Source organism: Sulfitobacter sp. 1A12779 (genome assembly GCF_043557315.1).
GTDB classification, from domain to species: domain Bacteria; phylum Pseudomonadota; class Alphaproteobacteria; order Rhodobacterales; family Rhodobacteraceae; genus Sulfitobacter; species Sulfitobacter faviae.
Genome location: NZ_JBIFFU010000001.1, coordinates 88,877 through 107,585, shown reverse-complemented (window position 1 = coordinate 107,585; position 18,709 = coordinate 88,877). Strand labels below are relative to the sequence as shown.

General features: G+C 62.7%; 17 protein-coding genes. 14 read left to right on the top strand and 3 right to left on the bottom strand.

Translation table 11 applies throughout. The features are described from left to right. Positions 1-24 precede the first annotated feature (24 nt). The gene (locus ACGYLQ_RS00535) at positions 25-897 is read right to left on the bottom strand and encodes a MurR/RpiR family transcriptional regulator (RefSeq protein WP_067268280.1); all 873 of its coding nucleotides are present in this window, start codon (positions 895-897) and stop codon (positions 25-27) included. 120 nt (positions 898-1,017) lie between these two features. On the opposite strand from ACGYLQ_RS00535, the gene ACGYLQ_RS00530 reads away from it, so the two are divergent. Genes ACGYLQ_RS00530 through ACGYLQ_RS00500 form a run of 7 tightly spaced genes read left to right on the top strand, consistent with a single transcriptional unit; the run spans position 1,018 to position 8,710 of the window. After that, complete coding sequence (locus tag ACGYLQ_RS00530; protein ID WP_394439692.1) at positions 1,018-1,785, top strand: N-formylglutamate amidohydrolase; 768 nt, start codon at positions 1,018-1,020, stop codon at positions 1,783-1,785. Next, complete coding sequence (locus tag ACGYLQ_RS00525; protein ID WP_067268278.1) at positions 1,782-2,348, top strand: TRAP transporter small permease subunit; 567 nt, start codon at positions 1,782-1,784, stop codon at positions 2,346-2,348. Before ACGYLQ_RS00530 ends, ACGYLQ_RS00525 begins: the two co-directional genes overlap by 4 nt. Beyond that, a complete protein-coding gene (locus ACGYLQ_RS00520) occupies positions 2,348-3,673 on the top strand; it encodes a TRAP transporter large permease subunit (RefSeq protein WP_067268276.1) in 1,326 nt (441 codons plus the stop codon). The genes ACGYLQ_RS00525 and ACGYLQ_RS00520 overlap by 1 nt, the downstream gene beginning before the upstream one ends. Positions 3,674-3,723: 50 nt before the next feature. Next, complete coding sequence (locus tag ACGYLQ_RS00515) at positions 3,724-4,761, top strand: TRAP transporter substrate-binding protein (protein WP_136720278.1); 1,038 nt, start codon at positions 3,724-3,726, stop codon at positions 4,759-4,761. A gap of 59 nt (positions 4,762-4,820) precedes the next feature. After that, positions 4,821-6,185 (top strand): glutamine synthetase family protein, encoded by a 1,365-nt coding sequence (locus ACGYLQ_RS00510; RefSeq protein ID WP_394439688.1) that lies wholly within the window; start codon positions 4,821-4,823, stop codon positions 6,183-6,185. A gap of 2 nt (positions 6,186-6,187) precedes the next feature. Then, the gene (locus tag ACGYLQ_RS00505) at positions 6,188-7,561 is read left to right on the top strand and encodes an aldehyde dehydrogenase family protein (RefSeq protein WP_394439685.1); all 1,374 of its coding nucleotides are present in this window, start codon (positions 6,188-6,190) and stop codon (positions 7,559-7,561) included. 3 nt (positions 7,562-7,564) lie between these two features. Next, complete coding sequence (locus ACGYLQ_RS00500; protein ID WP_394439682.1) at positions 7,565-8,710, top strand: iron-containing alcohol dehydrogenase; 1,146 nt, start codon at positions 7,565-7,567, stop codon at positions 8,708-8,710. Positions 8,711-8,768: 58 nt separating this feature from the next. Here ACGYLQ_RS00500 and ACGYLQ_RS00495 read toward each other — a convergent pair whose 3' ends face one another. Then, positions 8,769-9,239 (bottom strand): c-type cytochrome, encoded by a 471-nt coding sequence (locus tag ACGYLQ_RS00495; RefSeq protein WP_394439679.1) that lies wholly within the window; start codon positions 9,237-9,239, stop codon positions 8,769-8,771. 195 nt (positions 9,240-9,434) lie between these two features. On the opposite strand from ACGYLQ_RS00495, the gene idi reads away from it, so the two are divergent. Both idi and hemF read left to right on the top strand, forming a co-directional pair. Next, positions 9,435-9,965 carry an isopentenyl-diphosphate Delta-isomerase gene (gene idi, locus ACGYLQ_RS00490; protein WP_394439676.1) on the top strand — a complete coding sequence of 177 codons (531 nt, stop codon included), beginning with the start codon at positions 9,435-9,437 and terminating at the stop codon, positions 9,963-9,965. A gap of 18 nt (positions 9,966-9,983) precedes the next feature. Beyond that, complete coding sequence (gene hemF, locus ACGYLQ_RS00485; RefSeq protein WP_209216943.1) at positions 9,984-10,865, top strand: oxygen-dependent coproporphyrinogen oxidase; 882 nt, start codon at positions 9,984-9,986, stop codon at positions 10,863-10,865. 192 nt (positions 10,866-11,057) lie between these two features. On the opposite strand, the gene hemE is transcribed toward hemF, so the two are convergent. Next, complete coding sequence (gene hemE, locus ACGYLQ_RS00480) at positions 11,058-12,098, bottom strand: uroporphyrinogen decarboxylase (protein ID WP_394439673.1); 1,041 nt, start codon at positions 12,096-12,098, stop codon at positions 11,058-11,060. A gap of 84 nt (positions 12,099-12,182) precedes the next feature. Between hemE and hemC the strand changes: the two genes are divergently transcribed. From hemC to ACGYLQ_RS00455, 5 genes are all read left to right on the top strand, one after another. Continuing rightward, a complete protein-coding gene (gene hemC, locus ACGYLQ_RS00475; protein WP_394439670.1) occupies positions 12,183-13,130 on the top strand; it encodes a hydroxymethylbilane synthase in 948 nt (315 codons plus the stop codon). Next, entirely contained in the window at positions 13,127-14,059 is a 933-nt protein-coding gene (locus ACGYLQ_RS00470; protein ID WP_394439667.1) for a LysR family transcriptional regulator, read from the top strand. Before hemC ends, ACGYLQ_RS00470 begins: the two co-directional genes overlap by 4 nt. 62 nt (positions 14,060-14,121) lie before the next feature. Beyond that, positions 14,122-16,197 (top strand): hydantoinase/oxoprolinase family protein, encoded by a 2,076-nt coding sequence (locus tag ACGYLQ_RS00465; protein WP_394439665.1) that lies wholly within the window; start codon positions 14,122-14,124, stop codon positions 16,195-16,197. Positions 16,198-16,201: 4 nt separating this feature from the next. Further along, positions 16,202-17,911, top strand: a complete 1,710-nt coding sequence (locus tag ACGYLQ_RS00460; protein ID WP_394439662.1) for a hydantoinase B/oxoprolinase family protein — start codon at positions 16,202-16,204, stop codon at positions 17,909-17,911. 98 nt (positions 17,912-18,009) lie between these two features. Further along, positions 18,010-18,699, top strand: a complete 690-nt coding sequence (locus tag ACGYLQ_RS00455) for a fumarylacetoacetate hydrolase family protein (protein WP_067262780.1) — start codon at positions 18,010-18,012, stop codon at positions 18,697-18,699. Positions 18,700-18,709: the final 10 nt, after the last annotated feature.

The following is an 18,709-nucleotide window of genomic DNA, read 5'->3' as shown; positions in this document are numbered from 1 at the left end:
ACAAGGGGTTGCTTGCTGGGGGCGTTAGGTGAATTTGCGGAACAAACGGGTCTGGTCGAACATGTCTTCCAGCCGTTCGGCCCGGTCTTTGGTATCGGCCCAGTTGATGTCTTGCATGGCCGAGATCACGCTTTCTACCAGCAGCAGCGTAGCCGCCGCGCTGTCCCAAGCTGAGGGCGCGACGATCCGGCTGGAGAAACAGATATCGGCAAGGCTATGCACCGGAGAGCGCCATTGGTCGGTGAAGAGGATGATCTTGGCCCCCCGTGCATGGGCCATCTCCGCCAGTTTCAGCGTGTTGTTCTCATAGCGCCGCACGTCGAAAATGACGAAGACATCGCCTTCGCCCACGTCCAATAGGTAATGCGGCCAAGCGTTTGATGTAGATTGGATATGTGTCACCCGGGGGCGGATGATCTGGGCGTGGAGGAACAGATATTCGGCCATCACATGGGTGATGCGCCCGCCCACGATATAGAGCGGATGCGCAGTATCGGCGATCATGGCGCAGGCGCGGTCGAAGGTGGCAGGCTCGATCTGCCCCAACGTGTGGCGGATGTTGTCGATCACTGCGTCGGTGAACCGGTTCAACACATGGCCCGAGGGCGCGCCTTCGGTCCAGTTGTCATGTTTGGCGATGGGGTTCTTGGCCTTGGCCTTAAGCTCTTCGCGCAGCTCGTTCTGAAACTCGGGATAGCCCTTGAACCCCAGCTTTTGCACCATCCGCGCCACGGTGGGGGTCGAGACATTGGCATCCTTCGCCAGCGCCGTCAGCGGGCCGAGGCCGGAGGCGGGGTAGTTTTCCAGAATCGAATGGGCAAGTTGCCGTTCCGCACGGGTCAGCCGGTCCAACTCTTGCTGGATACGGTCGGAAATGGTCAGCGTCGGTTCAGCCATGGATGCCCCTCTTTTGACGAGTAATAACACAAACTGAACGGCGTTGTAATAAATTTGACATTATTCTGTTGACAGAAGCCCCCCGCCCGAATGAGGTTTGATCTAACTGAGGGGGACAGGGTGTCAGAACAGTCAGATCTTTCGAATGAAGCCGTCGAGGTGATCAATGCCGGGGCCAAGGCCCCGCTGGTGTTGGTCTGCGAACATGCGGCGCGTGAGATACCGGCCTGCTACGACGGTCTGGGGCTGGATGCCGCGGCCCGCGAAAGCCATGTGGCTTGGGATCCCGGTGCCTTGGGCGTGGCCCGGGCCATGGCGCAGGATCTGGATGCGGTGCTGGTGGCGGGGCGCGTCTCGCGTCTGGTCTACGATTGCAACCGCCCGCCCGAAGCCCCGGGCGCGATGCCAGCGCAGAGCGAGATCTTCGCGATCCCCGGCAATGCCACGCTTGATGAGGCTGGCCGGGCCGAGCGGGTGGCGCGCTATTACGAGCCATTCCGCAAGACTTTGGCGGCAACGATCAAACGGGCCGATGCGCCTGCGATTGTCACGGTGCATAGTTTTACGCCGATTTACCACGGCAAACCGCGCAGCGTTGAGATCGGCATTCTGCATGACAGCGACACGCGCCTTGCCGATGCGATGCTCGCGGTGGCGTCGGAGTTCACGGCTCTGAATGTCGAACGAAATGAGCCCTACGGCCCGGAGGACGGGGTGACCCATACGCTGAAAGAACATGGGCTGGCCCATGGTCATCCGCATGTCATGCTAGAGATCCGTAATGACCTCATCACGACCGAAGCCGAACAGCGGCAGATGGCCGAGATGATCAGCAATTGGCTCCGCGCCGCCATGGCTCGGCCCGAGATGGAGGAGGTCAAACCATGAGGTTCATCCGGGGCTATATCCGAGGCATCGACGCGATGAACCGGCGGATCGGGCGGATCATGATGTATGGCATCTTTGTCCTGATGGGGGTGCTGTTGTGGTCCACCGTCAGCAAAGCCTTCTTCGTCCCCTCGCTTTGGACGCTGGAAATGGCGCAGTTCGTCATGGTGGGCTATTACATCTTGGGCGGTCCCTATTCGATCCAACTGGGGTCGAACGTGCGGATGGACCTGCTCTATGGCGATTGGTCGCTGCGCCGCAAAGCGTGGTTTGACCTCTTCACCGTCTTCTTTTTGATCTTCTATCTCTGCGTGCTGCTCTATGGCGCGGTAAGCTCTACCGCCTATTCGCTGGGCTACTGGGGGACCGAGCCGTTCAGCTTTTTCGGTGGCCTGATCACCGGCAGCGAAGAGGTTGGCCATATGGAGCAATCCAGTTCCGCATGGCGTCCGTATCTCTGGCCGATCAAGGTCGTGATGATCGTCGGCATCTTTCTGATGCTGCTGCAATGTCTGTCCGAGCTCGCGAAAGACGTGCTGCGGCTCAAGGGTGAGGCCATCTGATGTCCTATGAAATGATTGCGACATTGATGTTCTCGTCAATGATGCTGATGCTACTGACTGGCCAGCGGGTGTTTGGCGCCATCGGCTTTATCGCCGTGGTCTCGGCGCTGCTGCTCTGGGGCGACAAGGGCGGTTATGACATCGGTTTCGCCGCCGCGATGAAGCTGATGAAATGGTATCCGCTGCTGACGCTGCCGATGTTCATCTTCATGGGCTATGTCCTGAGCGAAAGCCGCATCGCCGATGACCTTTACCGCATGTTCCACGTCTGGATGGGCGGGGTGCGCGGCGGGCTGGCGATTGGCACGATTGGCCTGATGGTGCTGATCTCGGCGATGAATGGGCTCAGCGTGGCGGGCATGGCGATCGGCTCGACCATCGCGCTGCCGGAACTGCTGAAACGCGGCTATGACAAAAGGATGGTCACGGGGGTGATCCAAGCGGGGTCCAGCCTTGGCATCCTCGTGCCGCCCTCGGTCGTGCTGGTGCTTTACGCGATGATCGCGCGGCAGCCGGTGGGGCAGTTGTGGCTTGCCGGGGTCATCCCGGGGTTGATGATGGCAGCGATGTTCATCGCCTATATCGTCATCCGCTGCCGGATGAATCCCGAACTTGGTCCCATCCTCTCAGCCGAGGATCGCGACATTCCCCGTGCCGAGAAACTGCGCCTGCTGCGCGCGGGCATCCTGCCGCTGGTGATCTTTGCGGTGATGATGGTGCCTTTCGTCAACGGTTGGACCAGCTTGGTCGAAAGCTCGGCCATCGGGGCGGCGGCGGCGTTTTTTGCTGCCGTTCTCAAGGGCCGCATGACCCGCGAGGTTTTCGAAAACTCCGTCCGCAACACCTTGGGCATCACCTGCATGTTCATGTGGATCATCCTCGCCGCCCTCGCCTTTGGCGCGGTCTTTGACGGGCTGGGGGCGGTAAAGGCGATTGAGAGCCTGTTCACCGAGAAGATGAACCTCAGCCCCTGGATGATCCTGATCATGATGCAGCTTAGCTTCATCATCATGGGCACCTTCCTTGATGATACGGCGATGCTGGTCATCGTGGCGCCGCTCTATGTGCCCTTGGTCGGTGCGCTGGGCTTTGATCTGATCTGGTATGGTATCCTTTATACGATCACCACGCAGATCGCCTATATGACGCCGCCCTTCGGCTATAACCTGTTCCTGATGCGCGCCATGGCCCCGCCGGAGATTACCCTGCGCGACATCTATGCGTCGATTACGCCCTTCGTGCTGGTGATGGTCTTGGCGCTGATACTTGTCATGGTCTTCCCGGAGATCGCGACATGGCTGCCCGATTACATCTACGACAAATAACAATGAGAGCCGCGCAAAGACGGCCTGACATTTCAACAAAGGAGAGACGTATGACCACTCGCAGAAAGTTTCTATCCGGGGCCGCCGTCGCCGCCCCTGCGGCCCTCGCCGCGCCCTCCATCGTGCATGCTCAAGCGCCGATCAAATGGCGTATGCAGACCTATGCCGGCGCCGCTCTGGGTGAGCAGGTGACCAAACCGGCGGTCGATTACATCAACGCCGCCGCCAATGGCGAGATGGAGATCGAACTGTTCTACGCCGACCAGATCGTCCCCACCGGTGAGCTGTTCCAAGCCATGCAGCGCGGCACCATCGACATGGTGCATTCCGATGACGACTCCATGGCCTCGCCCACGCCGCTGCAACAATTCGGCGGCTACTTCCCCTTCGCCACCAAGCACATTCTCGACGTGCCGGTGCTGTTCAACCAGTACGGCTTGGCCGAAATCTGGAAAGAGGAATATGCCAAGGTCGGTGTTGAATGGCTGTCGGCTGCGGGCCAAGACCCCTGTAACTTCAACACCACCAAAGAGATCAAATCGGTCGCCGATCTGGACGGTCTGAAGCTCTACACCTTCCCCACCGCGGGCCGCTTCCTGTCGAAGTTCGGCGTGGTGCCGGTGAACATTCCCTACGAGGACGCCGAGGTCGCCGTGCAAACAGGCGAGCTCGACGGCATGGCGTGGTCCGGCATCACCGAAGACTACACCGTCGGCTGGGCCGATGTGACCGACTACTTCCTGACCAACAACATCTCGGGTGCTTGGATCGGGTCGTTCTTCGTCAATCAGCAGCAGTGGGCCGATCTGCCGGATCACCTCAAACAGTTGGTCATGGCGGGGATCGAAGCGGGCCACACCTACCGCAACCAGTGGTACTGGGGCGGTGAGGCGCGTCTGCGGGCGCAGGGCGACAAGCTTAAGCTCAGCACCGTGCCTGCCGACGAATGGGCCGAGGTTGAAAACGCGGCCAAGGACTTCTGGACAGAGATCGCCGAAGAAGGCGAAGTGCACGCCAAGATCGTGCAGATCTTCCGTGACTATAACGAAGTCATCAACAAAGCCGGTCCGCCCTATACCAACGGCTGAACCGACAACCGGGGGCGCGCTGCCTGCGCCCCCGCCTTACCCCCTGAAGTGGACAGAACATGCCCGGCACACTGACATTCGACGCGCTGAAAAAACTGGTCAAAGAAGGATCCGTCGATACGGTTCTTGCGTGCCTTGTGGACATGCAAGGCCGGTTGATGGGCAAGCGCTTCCATGCCGTCAACTTCGTCGAGACCTCTTATAAAGAAACCCATTGCTGCAACTACCTGCTGGCCACCGACCTTGAGATGGCCACGCCCGAAGGCTTTGCCTCCACTTCGTGGGAGACGGGCTACGGCGACTATGTGATGCAGCCCGACCTCGACACAATTCGCCCGGTGCCGTGGCTGGAGGGCACGGTGATGGTGCTTTGCGACGTGCTGGATCACGATACGCATCAGCCGGTGCCGCATTCCCCGCGCGCCATGCTGAAGAAGCAGATCGCGCGGCTGAAGGAACTGGGTTTCGACGCCATGATGGCGACCGAGCTGGAGTTCTTCCTTTTCGAGCAAAGCTTTGACGCGATCCGCAAGGGCGGCTACCGCGACCTCACGCCGATCAGCGGCTATAACGAAGACTACAACATCCTCCAGACCACCAAGGAAGAGAACGTGATGCGCCCGCTGCGCAACCATCTCTTTGCCGCCGGTCTGCCGATTGAGAACTCCAAGGGCGAGGCCGAGGCCGGTCAAGAAGAGCTCAACATCCGCTATTCAAAGGCGCTTGATTGCGCCGATTATCACACGATTGCCAAACATGCGGTTAAGGAGATCGCTTGGCAGCAGGGCCACGCGGCAAGCTTCCTGCCCAAGTGGCACAAGGACCGCGTCGGCTCTTCCAGCCACGTCCATCAGTCGCTGTGGAAAGACGGCGAAGCGGCTTTCTTTGACAGCGAGGGTGAGTTGGGCATGTCCGAACTCATGCGCCACTATATGGCCGGGCTGATCGCCTATGCGCCGGAATATACCTATTTCCTCGCCCCCTATGTGAACAGCTACAAGCGCTTCGCCAAAGGCACCTTCGCCCCGACCAAGACCGTCTGGTCCGTCGACAACCGCACCGCGGGGTTCCGCCTCTGCGGGGCAGGGACAAAGGGCGTGCGGGTCGAATGCCGTATTGGCGGATCGGACCTAAACCCTTATCTGGCGCAGACGGTCATGCTGGCTGCCGGAATCAAAGGGATCGAAGACAAGATGGAGCTTGCCCCGCCCACACGCGGCGATGCTTATGGCGAGTCCGACGCTGTCGATATCCCCCAGACCCTGCGGGCAGCAACCGAGACCCTGCGCGGCTCGACGTTCCTGCGCGAGGTCTTGGGCGACGATGTAGTGACCCATTACACCCGCGCGGCGGAATGGGAGCAGGAAGAATATGACCGGGTGGTGACCGATTGGGAAATCGCCCGCGGCTTTGAAAGGGCCTGAGAATGACGACGGTAAAATGTATCTCTCCGATTGACGGTTCGGTCTATGCGGAGCGCGAAACCCTGAGCACGCAGGCAGCGCAAGACGCTGTCGCCCGCGCGCGCCGCGCGCAAAAGGCATGGGCCGCGCGCCCCTTGCAGGAGCGTGTCGATCTGGTGATGGCCGCGCTGAAAGAGATTGAGAATTCCACCGACCGGATGACCGAGGAACTGGCCCATCAGATGGGCCGCCCGGTGCGCTACGGTGGTGAGTTCGGCGGCTTGCAAGAACGCACCAGCCACATGGCCAAGATCGCCGCCGACGCGCTGGCGCCCAAGGTGATCGAAGAGAGCGACGCCTTCAGCCGCAAGATCATGCGTGAGCCGCATGGCGTGGTTTTCGTCGTGGCACCTTGGAACTACCCCTATATGACCGCGAACAACACCATCGCGCCTGCGCTGATCGCGGGCAATTCGGTGATCCTGAAGCACGCCTCGCAGACCATTCTGGTGGGTGAACACCTCGCCGATGCCTACCGCGCCGCGGGCGTGCCCGAGGATGTGTTCCAAAACGTCGTGCTGAGCCATGACACCACCTCGGCGCTGATCGCCGACAATGCGTTCGATTTCGTGAACTTCACCGGCTCTGTCGGCGGCGGTCAGGCGATGGAGCGCGCGGCGGCGGGCACTTTCACCGGCGTCGCCACCGAGTTGGGCGGCAAAGACCCCGCCTATGTCCGGGCCGATGCCAACCTCGACGCGGCCGTCGACGGCGTGATGGACGGGGCGATGTTCAACGCGGGCCAGTGCTGCTGCGGGATCGAGCGGATCTATGTGCACGAAAGCCTCTATGACGCCTTTGTCGAAAAGGCCGTGGCATGGGTGAATAACCTCAACCTCGGCAATCCGCTGGATCAGGCCACGACGCTTGGCCCGATGGCCAATGTCCGTTTCGCCAATGAGGTCCGCGCGCAGATTGATGAGGCCGTCGCCGCTGGTGCCAAGGCGCATATCGATAGAATGCCCGCCGACGATGGCGGTGCCTATCTGACCCCGCAGGTGCTCACCGATGTGACCCATGAGATGCGCGTCATGCGTGACGAAAGTTTTGGCCCCGTTGTCGGCATCATGCCGGTCAAGGACGATGAAGAGGCCATTGCGCTGATGAACGACAGCCAATTCGGTCTGACCGCCGCGATCTTTACCGCCGATGCCGAGGCCGCCGAGGCCATCGGCCAGCGGTTGGAAACCGGCACCGTCTTCATGAACCGTGCCGACTATCTGGACCCGGCGCTGTGCTGGACCGGCTGCAAGCAAACCGGGCGCGGCGCGGGCCTGTCTGAACTGGGCTATCACGCGCTGACACGCCCCAAATCCTACCACCTCAAGAAAGCCTGAGACATGTCCCTGACTGCCAATTGGTCTTACCCCACCGCCATCCGCTTCGGCGCGGGCCGGATTAAAGAGATTGCCGAGGCTTGCGCCGCTGCGGGCATCAAGAAGCCGCTGCTGGTCACCGACAAGGGGCTGGCCTATCTGCCCATCACCCAGTCCACACTGGACTTGATGGAGGCCGAAGGTCTGGGCCGCGCGATGTTCTCGGACGTGGACCCGAACCCGACCGAGATGAACGCCGAGGCGGGCATCAAGGTCTACCGCGATGGCGGCCATGACGGCGTGATCGCCTTTGGCGGTGGCTCCGGTCTCGATCTGGGCAAGGTCATCGCCTTCATGGCGGGCCAAACCCGCCCCCTGTGGGATTTCGAGGATATCGGCGATTGGTGGACCCGCGCCGACGCCGACGGCATCGCGCCCATCGTGGCCGTGCCGACGACCGCCGGCACAGGCTCGGAAGTGGGGCGTGCCAGCGTCATCACCAATTCCCAGACCCATGAGAAGAAGATCATCTTCCATCCCAAGATGCTCCCCGCTGTCGTGATCTGCGACCCAGAACTGACCGTCGGCATGCCGCCGATGATCACCGCAGGCACGGGGATGGACGCGTTCGCCCATTGTCTCGAAGCCTTCTGCTCGCCGCATTATCACCCGATGAGCCAAGGCATGGGACTGGAAGGGATGCGTCTGGTCAAGGAATACCTGCCCCGCGCCTATGCCGATGGCAGTGATCTTGAGGCGCGCGGCCATATGATGTCCGCCGCTGCCATGGGCGCCACAGCGTTCCAAAAGGGTCTGGGCGCGATCCATGCCATCAGCCACCCGATCGGCGCGGTGCATCACACGCATCACGGCACCACCAACGCCGTGGTCATGCAGCCGGTTCTGCGCATGAACCGCCCCGCAATCGAGGAGCGTCTGGCCAAGGCGGCGGCCTATCTCGATATCGTGGGCGGCTTTGACGGGTTCTACGATTTCGTCGGCAAGCTGAATGAAGAGTTGAACATCCCCAGCTCGCTGACTGCCCTTGGGGTGACCGACCCCGACATCGACGGGCTGGTGGCCTCGGCCCTGCAAGACCCCAGCTGCGGCGGCAACCCCATTGAGCTTAACAAAGAGAACGTCACGCAGCTGCTGCGCGACTGCTTCTGATCTGAAACAAAAAGGGGGGCCAGATGGCCCCCCTCTCGCATTGCGCTGAATGCGCGAATTACTCGGTCGCCTCTGCCGCCTCTTCAGTCTCGGTCACTTCCGGCCCGACGGAGACCAGATAGGCCCAAACGTCTTTCGCGTCTTCTTTGTCTCTCAGACGGTAAGACATTTTCGATTTGGCCCGTTTCGTATCAAGATACTCGGCCAGAAACCCCTTGGGGTCGGCGACGTAGCCTGTGAAACTCTCTTCGTCCCATGTCAGCCCGGCCTCGCCCGCAGCCACGATGGAATCGCCATAGCGGTAGTCTTCGACGGAACCCGCCACACGGTTGTAGATCCCATAAAGGTTCGGCCCCGTACGGCCCCCTTTTTGGATATCGTTGCCCTCATCATCCGAGATCATGTGGCAGCTTTTGCATTTACGAAAGACCTTTTCCCCGGCTTCGGCGTCACCGGAGGCATGGCTTTCCGCCCAAAGGGGCGTGGCCCCGAGGCAGATGGCGAAGATCGACGCGATACGCATGTTCATTGTGAGTTCCTTTGTCAGTCTGACTTGAAACTAGCGTTTGGGGCGAAGGGGTAAAGGTTCTCGGCTGCGCCAAAAGGTAGCACGGGCGCAGGGCGGGCCGGTTAGCGGTTGAGACTAGGGGGAAATCCCCCGATAACTGCCGGTGAATTTCTTCTGCGCCGAGGGTGAGATGAACACAACGGTAAGCCGCATCTGATGGAGATCATGGTCCCCGCCTGGGTCGACGGCACCCTGCAACCGGTCGAAAAGCTCGCCGCGCATGAACGCGGTTTGCGGCATATGGCGGTTTCCGTTTTCGTCATCTCCAACGGCAAGCTGCTGATGCAGCAGCGCGCGCTTGGCAAATATCACACACCCGGTCTTTGGGCGAACACCTGCTGCACGCATCCGCATTGGGATGAGCCGCCCGAGGTTTGCGCCGCGCGTCGTCTGGAGGAAGAGTTGGGGATCACGGGGCTGGCACTGCAACACCGGGGCCGGGTCGAATACCGCGCCGATGTCGGCGGCGGGCTGATCGAACATGAGGTGGTCGAGGTCTATCTCGCCCATGCCGCGCCGGATCTGACGATCATGGAAAACCCTGACGAAGTGATGGCGACGCGCTGGATCACCCTTGGCGATCTACATGCCGACCTCGCGCAGCGCCCCGATGCATATACGCCTTGGCTGCGGATTTACATGGCCGAACACGAAGGTCTGATCCTTGGCGGCGGGGCGATGGAATAACAGAAAGGCGGGCCAGAGATGACCGACGACATGCAAGACCAAAAGACACGCGCGGCGGATTGGTTCCGCAAGCTTCGCGATGACATCGTTCAGGCGTTTCACGACATCGAAGCGCGTCATGTGGGCGAGGAAGAGGCCGGGCGTTTCGTGGTCAGCAACACCACCCGCACTGCCCCCGATGGATCGGACGCTGGCGGCGGTGAGATGTCGGTGATGCGCGGGGGCCGTGTGTTCGAGAAGGTGGGCGTGAATATCTCCACCGTCTACGGCGAGTTGGGCGAGCGGGCGCAGGCCGCCATGGCCGCGCGCAAGGGTCTGCCCGGCATGGCCGAAGATCCGCGCTTTTGGGCCTCGGGCATCAGTCTGGTTGCGCATATGCAAAACCCACATGTGCCTGCGGTGCATATGAATACCCGCATGTTCTGGACCCCCCATGCATGGTGGTTCGGCGGCGGCGCGGATCTGAACCCTTGTATCGAGTATGACGAGGACACCGACCATTTCCATGCCGAGATGAAGGCCGCCTGCGACCCGCATGGGGCCACGCTCTATGATGAGTTGAAGGCTTGGGCGGATGAGTATTTCTACATCCCCCATCGCAAACGCGCGCGGGGTGTGGGGGGCATCTTTTACGATGACCGCAATAGCGGCGACTGGGAGGCGGATTTCGCGCTGACACAGGATGTGGGTCGCGCGTTCCTGCCCGCCTATGTGCCCGTGGTCGACAAACGGCGCGAGATGCCGTGGGACATGGACGACAAGGACGTGCAGCTGCGGCACCGGGGGATCTATGCCGAGTATAACCTTGTCTACGACCGGGGGACGAAGTTTGGTCTGGAGACGGGGCATGATCCGGATGCGGTGCTGATGAGCCTGCCGCCGATGGCGAAGTGGGTTTGAGCTAACCACGCCGGCCCGGAATCAAGCCGCAGGCGCCGGGCCATCGCCTGCCCGCCCGGACGGGTAGGCGATTTGGTGATGCTGGGGCCCCGTGTCGGACAGACATCATGGTTGAACCATAAAGTGGTATGAACCAGCGTCGCATCGCCCACCCGCGGGCAGGCGATGGCCCTCATCACATGTGGCTAGGTCTTACCCCCGCATCCCGCGAACGGTATCAATCATCAACTGCACATTCTCCGGATCCGCATCCGGCGTGATCCCATGCCCCAGATTAAAGATATGCGGCCCCTTCGACAGCGCATCGCAAATCGCCCGTGTCTCCTGCACCAGCGCATCCCCACCCGTCACCATATGCGAGGATTTCAGGTTGCCCTGCACACAGCCATGCGGCTGCACATGTTCGGCCACCCACTCTGCGCTCACCCCGTCATCGACGGCGATGCAATCGGCCCCCGTGGCGGCATGTAGATTGGCGAAACGCGCCCCGGCTCCACGCGGGAAGGCGATCACCGGCACGCCCGGATGACGCGCCTTCAGCGCGCTGATAATCTGGCGCAACGGCTCTGTCGAATAGCGGTCGAAATCCGTGCCTTCCAGCGATCCGGCCCAGCTGTCGAAGAGCTTTACCACCTCGGCCCCCGCCTTGATCTGCATGTCGAGGTATTCGATCGTCGCCAGCGTGATCCGCTCCATAAGTGCATCGAACACCTCGGGGTTCTCGTCCTTTAGCGCATGGGCTGGCCCCTGATCCGGCGTGCCCTTGCCCGCGATCATATAGGTCGCCACCGTCCAAGGGGCGCCCGCAAAACCGATGAGCGTCGTCTCTTCGGGCAGTTCGCGCGACAGGATGCGCACGGTCTCGTAAATCGGGGAGAGGTGGTCGTGAATGGCGTCCGCCGGTTTCAGCGCTTCCATCTCGGCCTTGGTGGTGATCGTCGACAGACGCGGCCCCTCACCGGTGACGAACCACAGATCGGCACCAAGCGCCTGCGGCACCAGCAGGATGTCGGCGAAAAGGATCGAAGCGTCGAAACCATAGCGGCGGATCGGTTGCAACGTCACCTCGGCGGCCAGTTCCGGGTTGTAGCACAGCGACAGGAAATCGCCTGCCTCGGCCCGGGTCGCGCGATACTCGGGCAGGTAGCGCCCGGCTTGCCGCATCATCCAGATCGGCGGCGTCGGCAGGGTTTCGCCCGCAAGGGCGCGCAGGATGGTCTTATTCGCAGTCATTGTGGCGTTCCTATTTGTGGCAAACCCGTAGGTAGCGCAGGTACAGCAGTTGTCAGTTCATGTCGACGGGGGTAGGGATGCGTCATGACGTATCAGCTCCCCACCCCGGCCCGGCCTCTCAACATCGGCACACGCGGATCGCTTCTGGCGCTCGCGCAGGCGAATGAGGTGCGCGACCGGCTCGCCGCCGCCTTCGATCTGCCGTTCGAGGCTTTCACCATCGTCGTGATCAAGACCACGGGCGACAAGATCATCGACCGCCCGCTGAAAGAGATTGGCGGGAAGGGGCTGTTCACCCGCGAGATCGAGGCGGCGCTGCTCGACGGCTCCATCGACATCGCGGTGCATTCGATGAAGGACATGCCGACGCTGCAACCCGAGGGGCTGTTGATCGACACCTATCTGCCGCGCGAGGATTGCCGCGACGCTTTCATCTCGCCGCATCTGAACTCCATCGCCGAGTTGCCCGAAGGCGCGGTGGTGGGCACTTCCAGTCTGCGCCGCCGCGCGCAAGTGAAACTGCGGCGGCCTGATCTGGAAGTGGTCGAGTTTCGTGGCAACTTGCAGACTCGTTTGAAAAAACTTGATGACGGTGTGGCCGAGGCGACCTTCCTCGCCATGGCCGGGCTGAACCGCTTGCAAATGGACGACGTGCCCCACGCCGCTGTGCACCCCGACGACATGCTGCCTGCCATCGCGCAGGGCGCCATTGGGGTTGAGCGCCGTGAGGGCGATAGCCGCGCCGCCGAGATGCTCTCGGCGATCCATGACCGCAAGACTGGCGAACAGCTTGCCGCCGAACGCGCGTTCCTCGCCACCCTCGATGGGTCTTGCGAGACGCCCATCGCCGGTCTGGCCGAACTCAACGGCAGCGAGATGCGCCTGCGCGGTCAGGTGCTGCGCCCCGACGGGTCCGATGCCATCGGCGATGACGTGACCTGCGCCATTTCCGACGGCGCCGCGGCAGGCGAGGCGATGGCCCGCAAGCTTCTGGCCGAGGCCGGACCGGGTTTCTTTGACTGGCGCGAATGATCGGCAATCTCTTCACGCTGAAACAGCTTGAAGCGCTGATCTGGGTCGCAGACCTTGGCAGTTTTCGCCGCGCCGCCGCGCATCTGAACACGACACAGCCCAATATCTCGGCCCGGATTTCCGGGCTGGAGGCAACCTTGGGCGTCACCCTGATGCAGCGCGATGCCGGGTCCATCCGGCTCACCGAAAAGGGCAGCGCCCTGCTGACCCAAGCCCGCTGCGTGTTGCGCGAAGCCGAAGCACTGGTCGAGACCGCCGCGCGGCCCGACCTGATCGACGACAGCCTCCGCCTTGGCGTGACCGAAGTGGTTGCCAGCACATGGCTGCGCCCCTTTCTGCGCGCGCTGGCCGATGCCTATCCCAATCTCACAGTCGAGCTTACCGTCGATCTGTCGCGCGATCTGGATCAAGAGCTTGCCGCCCATGCGCTCGACCTGACCCTGCAAACCGCCCCCTTCTCGACCCCGGCAAGCGGGCAGCTGGACCTTGCGACCTATGACTACATCTGGGTCGCCGCGCCGGAATTGGCCGCGCAGATCGGCCCCGCGCCCGACTTCGCCGCCATGCTGCGCCATCCGGTGCTAGGCCATGCGCGGCATACGCAGGCTCATTCCGATCTGATCGGCCATTTCGACGGCACGACTGCGCCGAAGGCCCGTTTGGTGCCCTCCAGCAGCCTGTCGGCGGCGATGAACATGGTGCTCGACGGGATGGGTGTGGCGGTGATGCCGCGTGTGATGGTGGCAGCCGCGCTGGCCGATGGGGCGCTGCGGATTCTGCCCGCCGCGTGGCACCCGCGCCCGCTGCAAGTCGCCGCGCGTTATCACGCGGATCGCACGCCCGCCTATGTCGCCCGCGCCGCTGAACTGGCCCGCGACTGCGCCCGAAGCTTCGATGTCGAGGATCGAAAAAACCTTTCACACCCATAGAATATAATAATTTGCACCGATGCTGCGCCCACCCCTATCCTGCATCCAAACAGGAGTGAGACATGGCATCAACCATCCGACTGGGCGTAGATATCGGCGGCACATTCACCGACGTGGTGCTGGAAAAGGGCGGCGAGAGTTTCTCGACCAAGGTGCTGACCACCTATGCCGCGCCCGAGAACGCGATCATCGACGGGATGCATCAGGTCTGCGCCAAGGCCGGGATCACGCCCGCCGACCTCACGCAGATCATCCACGGCACCACGCTGGCGACCAACGCGCTGATCGAGCGGCGCGGGGCCAAAACCGCGCTGATCACCACCCAGGGCTTCCGCGACGTGATCGAAATGCGCACCGAAAGCCGGTTCGAGCAGTATGATCTGAACCTCAACCTCCCCGAACCGCTGCTGCCGCGCCAGATGCGATACACGGTGGAAGAGCGTGTCGATGCCACGGGGGCGGTTCTGCACCCGCTCGACCGGGCCGAGGTCGAGGCGCTGGCGGACCGCATTGCCGAGGCGGGTTATGAAAGCGTCGCGGTCGGGCTGATCCATAGCTATCTGAACGACGCACATGAGCGCATGGTCCGCGAGGTGCTGGAAGAGAAGCTGCCGGGGGTCATGGTCTCGATCTCCTCCGAGGTCTCTCCGCAGATGCGCGAGTACGAGCGCTTCAACACCGTGGTTGCCAATGCCTATATCAAGCCGCTGATGAAGAGCTACCTCGGACGGCTGGAAGGGCGCCTGCAGGAGGAGGGCGTCTCCTGCAACATCTTCCTCATGCATTCGGGCGGCGGCATCATCTCGATCGAAAGCGCCGCCGAATTCCCGGTGCGGCTGGTGGAGTCGGGCCCCGCGGGCGGGGCGGTCTTCGCCGCCAACATCGCCGCGCGCTATGGGCTCGACAAAGTGCTGAGCTTCGACATGGGCGGCACCACGGCCAAGATCTCCCTGATCAAGAACCAGACACCCAAGACCAGCCGGGTCTTCGAGGTGGCGCGGACCTATCGCTTCAAGAAAGGCTCCGGCATGCCGATCTCGATACCGGTGATCGACATGGTCGAGATTGGCGCGGGCGGCGGCAGCCTCGCGCATGTGGACGCCATGCGGCAGATCCGGGTGGGGCCGGAAAGTGCGGGCTCCGAGCCGGGGCCGGCCTGTTACGGGCGCGGTGGGGAGAAGCCCGCGGTGACCGATGCCGATCTGGTGCTGGGCAAGCTGGACCCCGACAATTTCGCGGGCGGTTCGATCCGGCTCGAGACCGGCAATTCCGAGACTGCGCTGCATCAGGTCATCGGTCAGGAGCTCGACATGGACGCCGCCACTGCTGCCTTCGGTCTGGCCGAGGTCGTGGACGAGAACATGGCCAATGCCGCGCGGGTCCATGCGGTGGAGAACGGCGAAGACCTCAGCGATTACACGATGATCGCCTTCGGCGGCGCGGCCCCGCTGCATGCCGGGCGGCTGTGTGAGAAGCTGGGGGTTGAGCGCCTGCTGGTGCCGCCCGGTGCCGGGGTCGGCTCGGCCATCGGTTTCCTGCGAGCGCCCTTCAGCTTCGAGGCCAACCGCTCGGTCTACATGAAGCTGTCGGACTTCGACGCGACCCGCATCAAGGCGCTGCTGGCGGAACTGCGGGACGAGGCCACCGGCTTTGTCCGCAATTGCGATGCCGGGGCCGAGATCCTGTCGGAATACAAGGTCTACATGCGCTACAGCGGGCAGGGCTGGGAAATCCCCATCGTGCTGGACGAGGCGGACGCGCTAAACCCCGATGCCGCGCGTTTCGAAGCCTTGTTCGAGGCCGATTACGCCAAGCTTTTCGGCCGTACCGTCGAGGGCTTGGACATCGAGATCACGGTTTGGTCGGTCAATGCCACCACCCCGCCCGAAGAGGTTGCGCGGGTCGCGGAAGAGACGCCGGGGAATACGGCGGATGTGGCTCTAACACGGCGCATTTTCGACCCGGCGCTTTCCGAGTACTGCGAGGCCGACGTCGTGCTGCGCGGGCAGATGGCCCCGGGCCAGACCGCCGAAGGCCCCGCCGCCATCACCGAGGATGAGACGACGATCATCCTGCCCGCCTCGCGCCGGGCGATCTGCCAGCCCGACGGCTGCATCGACATCACCGTGAAAGGGTAAGCCCATGGCACAGACACATTCCAACGTCGCCTATCAGGTCATGTGGAACCGCCTCATCTCGGTGGTCGAGGAACAGGCGCAGGCACTGGTGCGCACCGCCTTCTCGACCTCGGTACGCGAGGCCGGGGACCTTTCCGCGGGCGTTTATGACACCGATGGGCAAATGCTGGCGCAGGCGGTCACCGGCACGCCCGGCCATGTCAACGCCATGGCCGACGCGGTGGCGCATTTCATCCGCCGGATCGGGCGGCAGAACATTCGCGAAGGCGACGTCTATATCACCAACGATCCGTGGGAGGGCACCGGCCATCTGCATGACATCACCATGGTCACGCCCTCCTTCCACCGCGGCAAGCTCGTGGGTTTCTTCGCTTGTACCGCGCATATCGTCGACATCGGCGGGCGCGGGTTCGGCGCGGATGCGGCGAGCGTCTACGAGGAAGGGCTCTATCTGCCGATCATGAAATTCGCCGATGCGGGCAAGGTCGACGAGACGCTGGTGCGGATCATCCGCGGCAACGTGCGCGAGCCGGATCAGCTGATCGGCGACATCTATGCGCTGACCACCTGCAACGAAATCGGCCACCGCCGCCTCATCGACATGATGGAGGAATTCGACCTCGACGATCTCACCGGCATCGCGAGCTTCATCCTCGACAATTCCCGCCGCGCCACCTTGGAACGCATCGCCGCCCTGCCGCGCCAGCAGGCGACGGGGGAGATGACGATCGACGGGTTCGACACGCCGATCACGCTGAAGGTCACCGTGAGCATCGCGGAAGACCACATCCTGTCGGATTTCGCAGGCACCAGCGGGATCGATAAGAAGGGCATCAACTGCCCGCTGGTCTATACCAAGGCCTATGCCTGCTACGCCCTGAAATGCGCCATCGCGCCGGAGATCCCGAACAACGCCGCTTCGCTTGAGCCGTTTCGGATCACCGCGCCCGAGGATACCATCGTCAACGCCGTCCACCCCGCGCCGGTGGCGCTGCGGCATATCGTGGGCCACTTCGTGCCCGACACGGTCTATGCAGCGCTGGATCAGATCCTGCCGAACCTAGTGCCGGCCGAGGGGGCGGGGTGTCTGTGCAACTTCCAGGTCAGCCTGCGCCCCCGCACCGATGCGAAAGCGCCCGCAGGCGCGCGCCGGGCTGAGGTGCTGACCTTCAACTCCGGTGGTTCTGGCGCCCGGCCCGAACATGACGGGCTCAATGCCACGGCCTTCCCCTCGGGCGTGATGACCATGCCGGTGGAGGCCACGGAACACGCCGGTCCCGTCGTCATCTGGCGCAAGGAATTGCGCCCCGACAGCGGCGGCGCGGGCCGCCAGCGCGGCGGGCTGGGGCAATACATGGAGGTCGGTGCGCGCGAGGGGCATGAGTTCGACATGCAGGCGATGTTCGACCGTGTCGATCACCCCGCACGCGGGCGGCAGGGCGGCAAGCCTGGGGCGCCCACCACCATCGCCCGCGATGACGGCACGCCGATGCGCGGCAAGGGCAAACAGTTCGTGCCACATGGGGCGAAGGTGATGATGGCCTTCCCGGGTGGCGCCGGCTACGGCCCTGCCGAGGAACGCCCCAAGGCGCAGGTCAAACGCGACCTTCTGCGCGGCTACATCAGCGCCGAGGTGGCGGCGGCGGACTATGGGCTGAGTGCCGAGGAGATCGCCGAGGTGCAAGAGGCCATCCGCAAAGGCGCCGAACTGTGAAAGAGTGGCCGCTCAAAGGCTTATAAGCGCAAGGGGTCATTGACTGTTACAAAGCGCGGGTGTTCCTTGGCGGCATTATGCCAAAAGGAACACCCGTGATGTATGTGATTGATCCCCCCAAGCAAAGCAGCCTTGCCGTTCAAGGCACCAGCGACCGTTTCCCGGTGCGCCGTGTCTTTTGCGTGGGCCGCAACTATGAGGCGCATGTGCTTGAGATGGGCAATGACATGCGCGACCCGCCGTTCTTTTTCACCAAACCCGCCGATGCCACGCTGGATACGCCCTGCACCGTGCCCTATCCGCCGCTGACGGAGGATTTCCATTTCGAGGCAGAGCTTGTCATCGCCATCGGAAAGGGCGGCGCGAATATCGCGGAAGCGGATGTGATGGATCACATTTGGGGCGCCTCGGTGGGCATTGATTTCACCCGCCGCGATCTTCAGGCGCAGGCCAAGAAGATGGGCCGCCCGTGGGACTGGTCCAAGGCCTTTGACAACTCCGCGCCCATCGCGCCGATCCTGCCCATGGCCGATGTCCCCTCGGTCGAGAAGGGCCGCCTTTGGCTTGCCGTGAACGGCGAGATGAAGCAGGAGGCCGATCTGTCGCAGATGATCTGGTCGGTGCGGGAGCATACCGCCACCCTGTCGCAGGCCGTGACCTTGGCACCGGGTGACATCATCATGACCGGCACGCCTGCCGGTGTCGCGGCGGTGCAGCCCGGCGATGTGATCACCGGGGGGGTCGACGGCATCTCCGAGTTCGAAGTCACCGTCGGCCCGCGCGCCTAAAGCGCGCGGC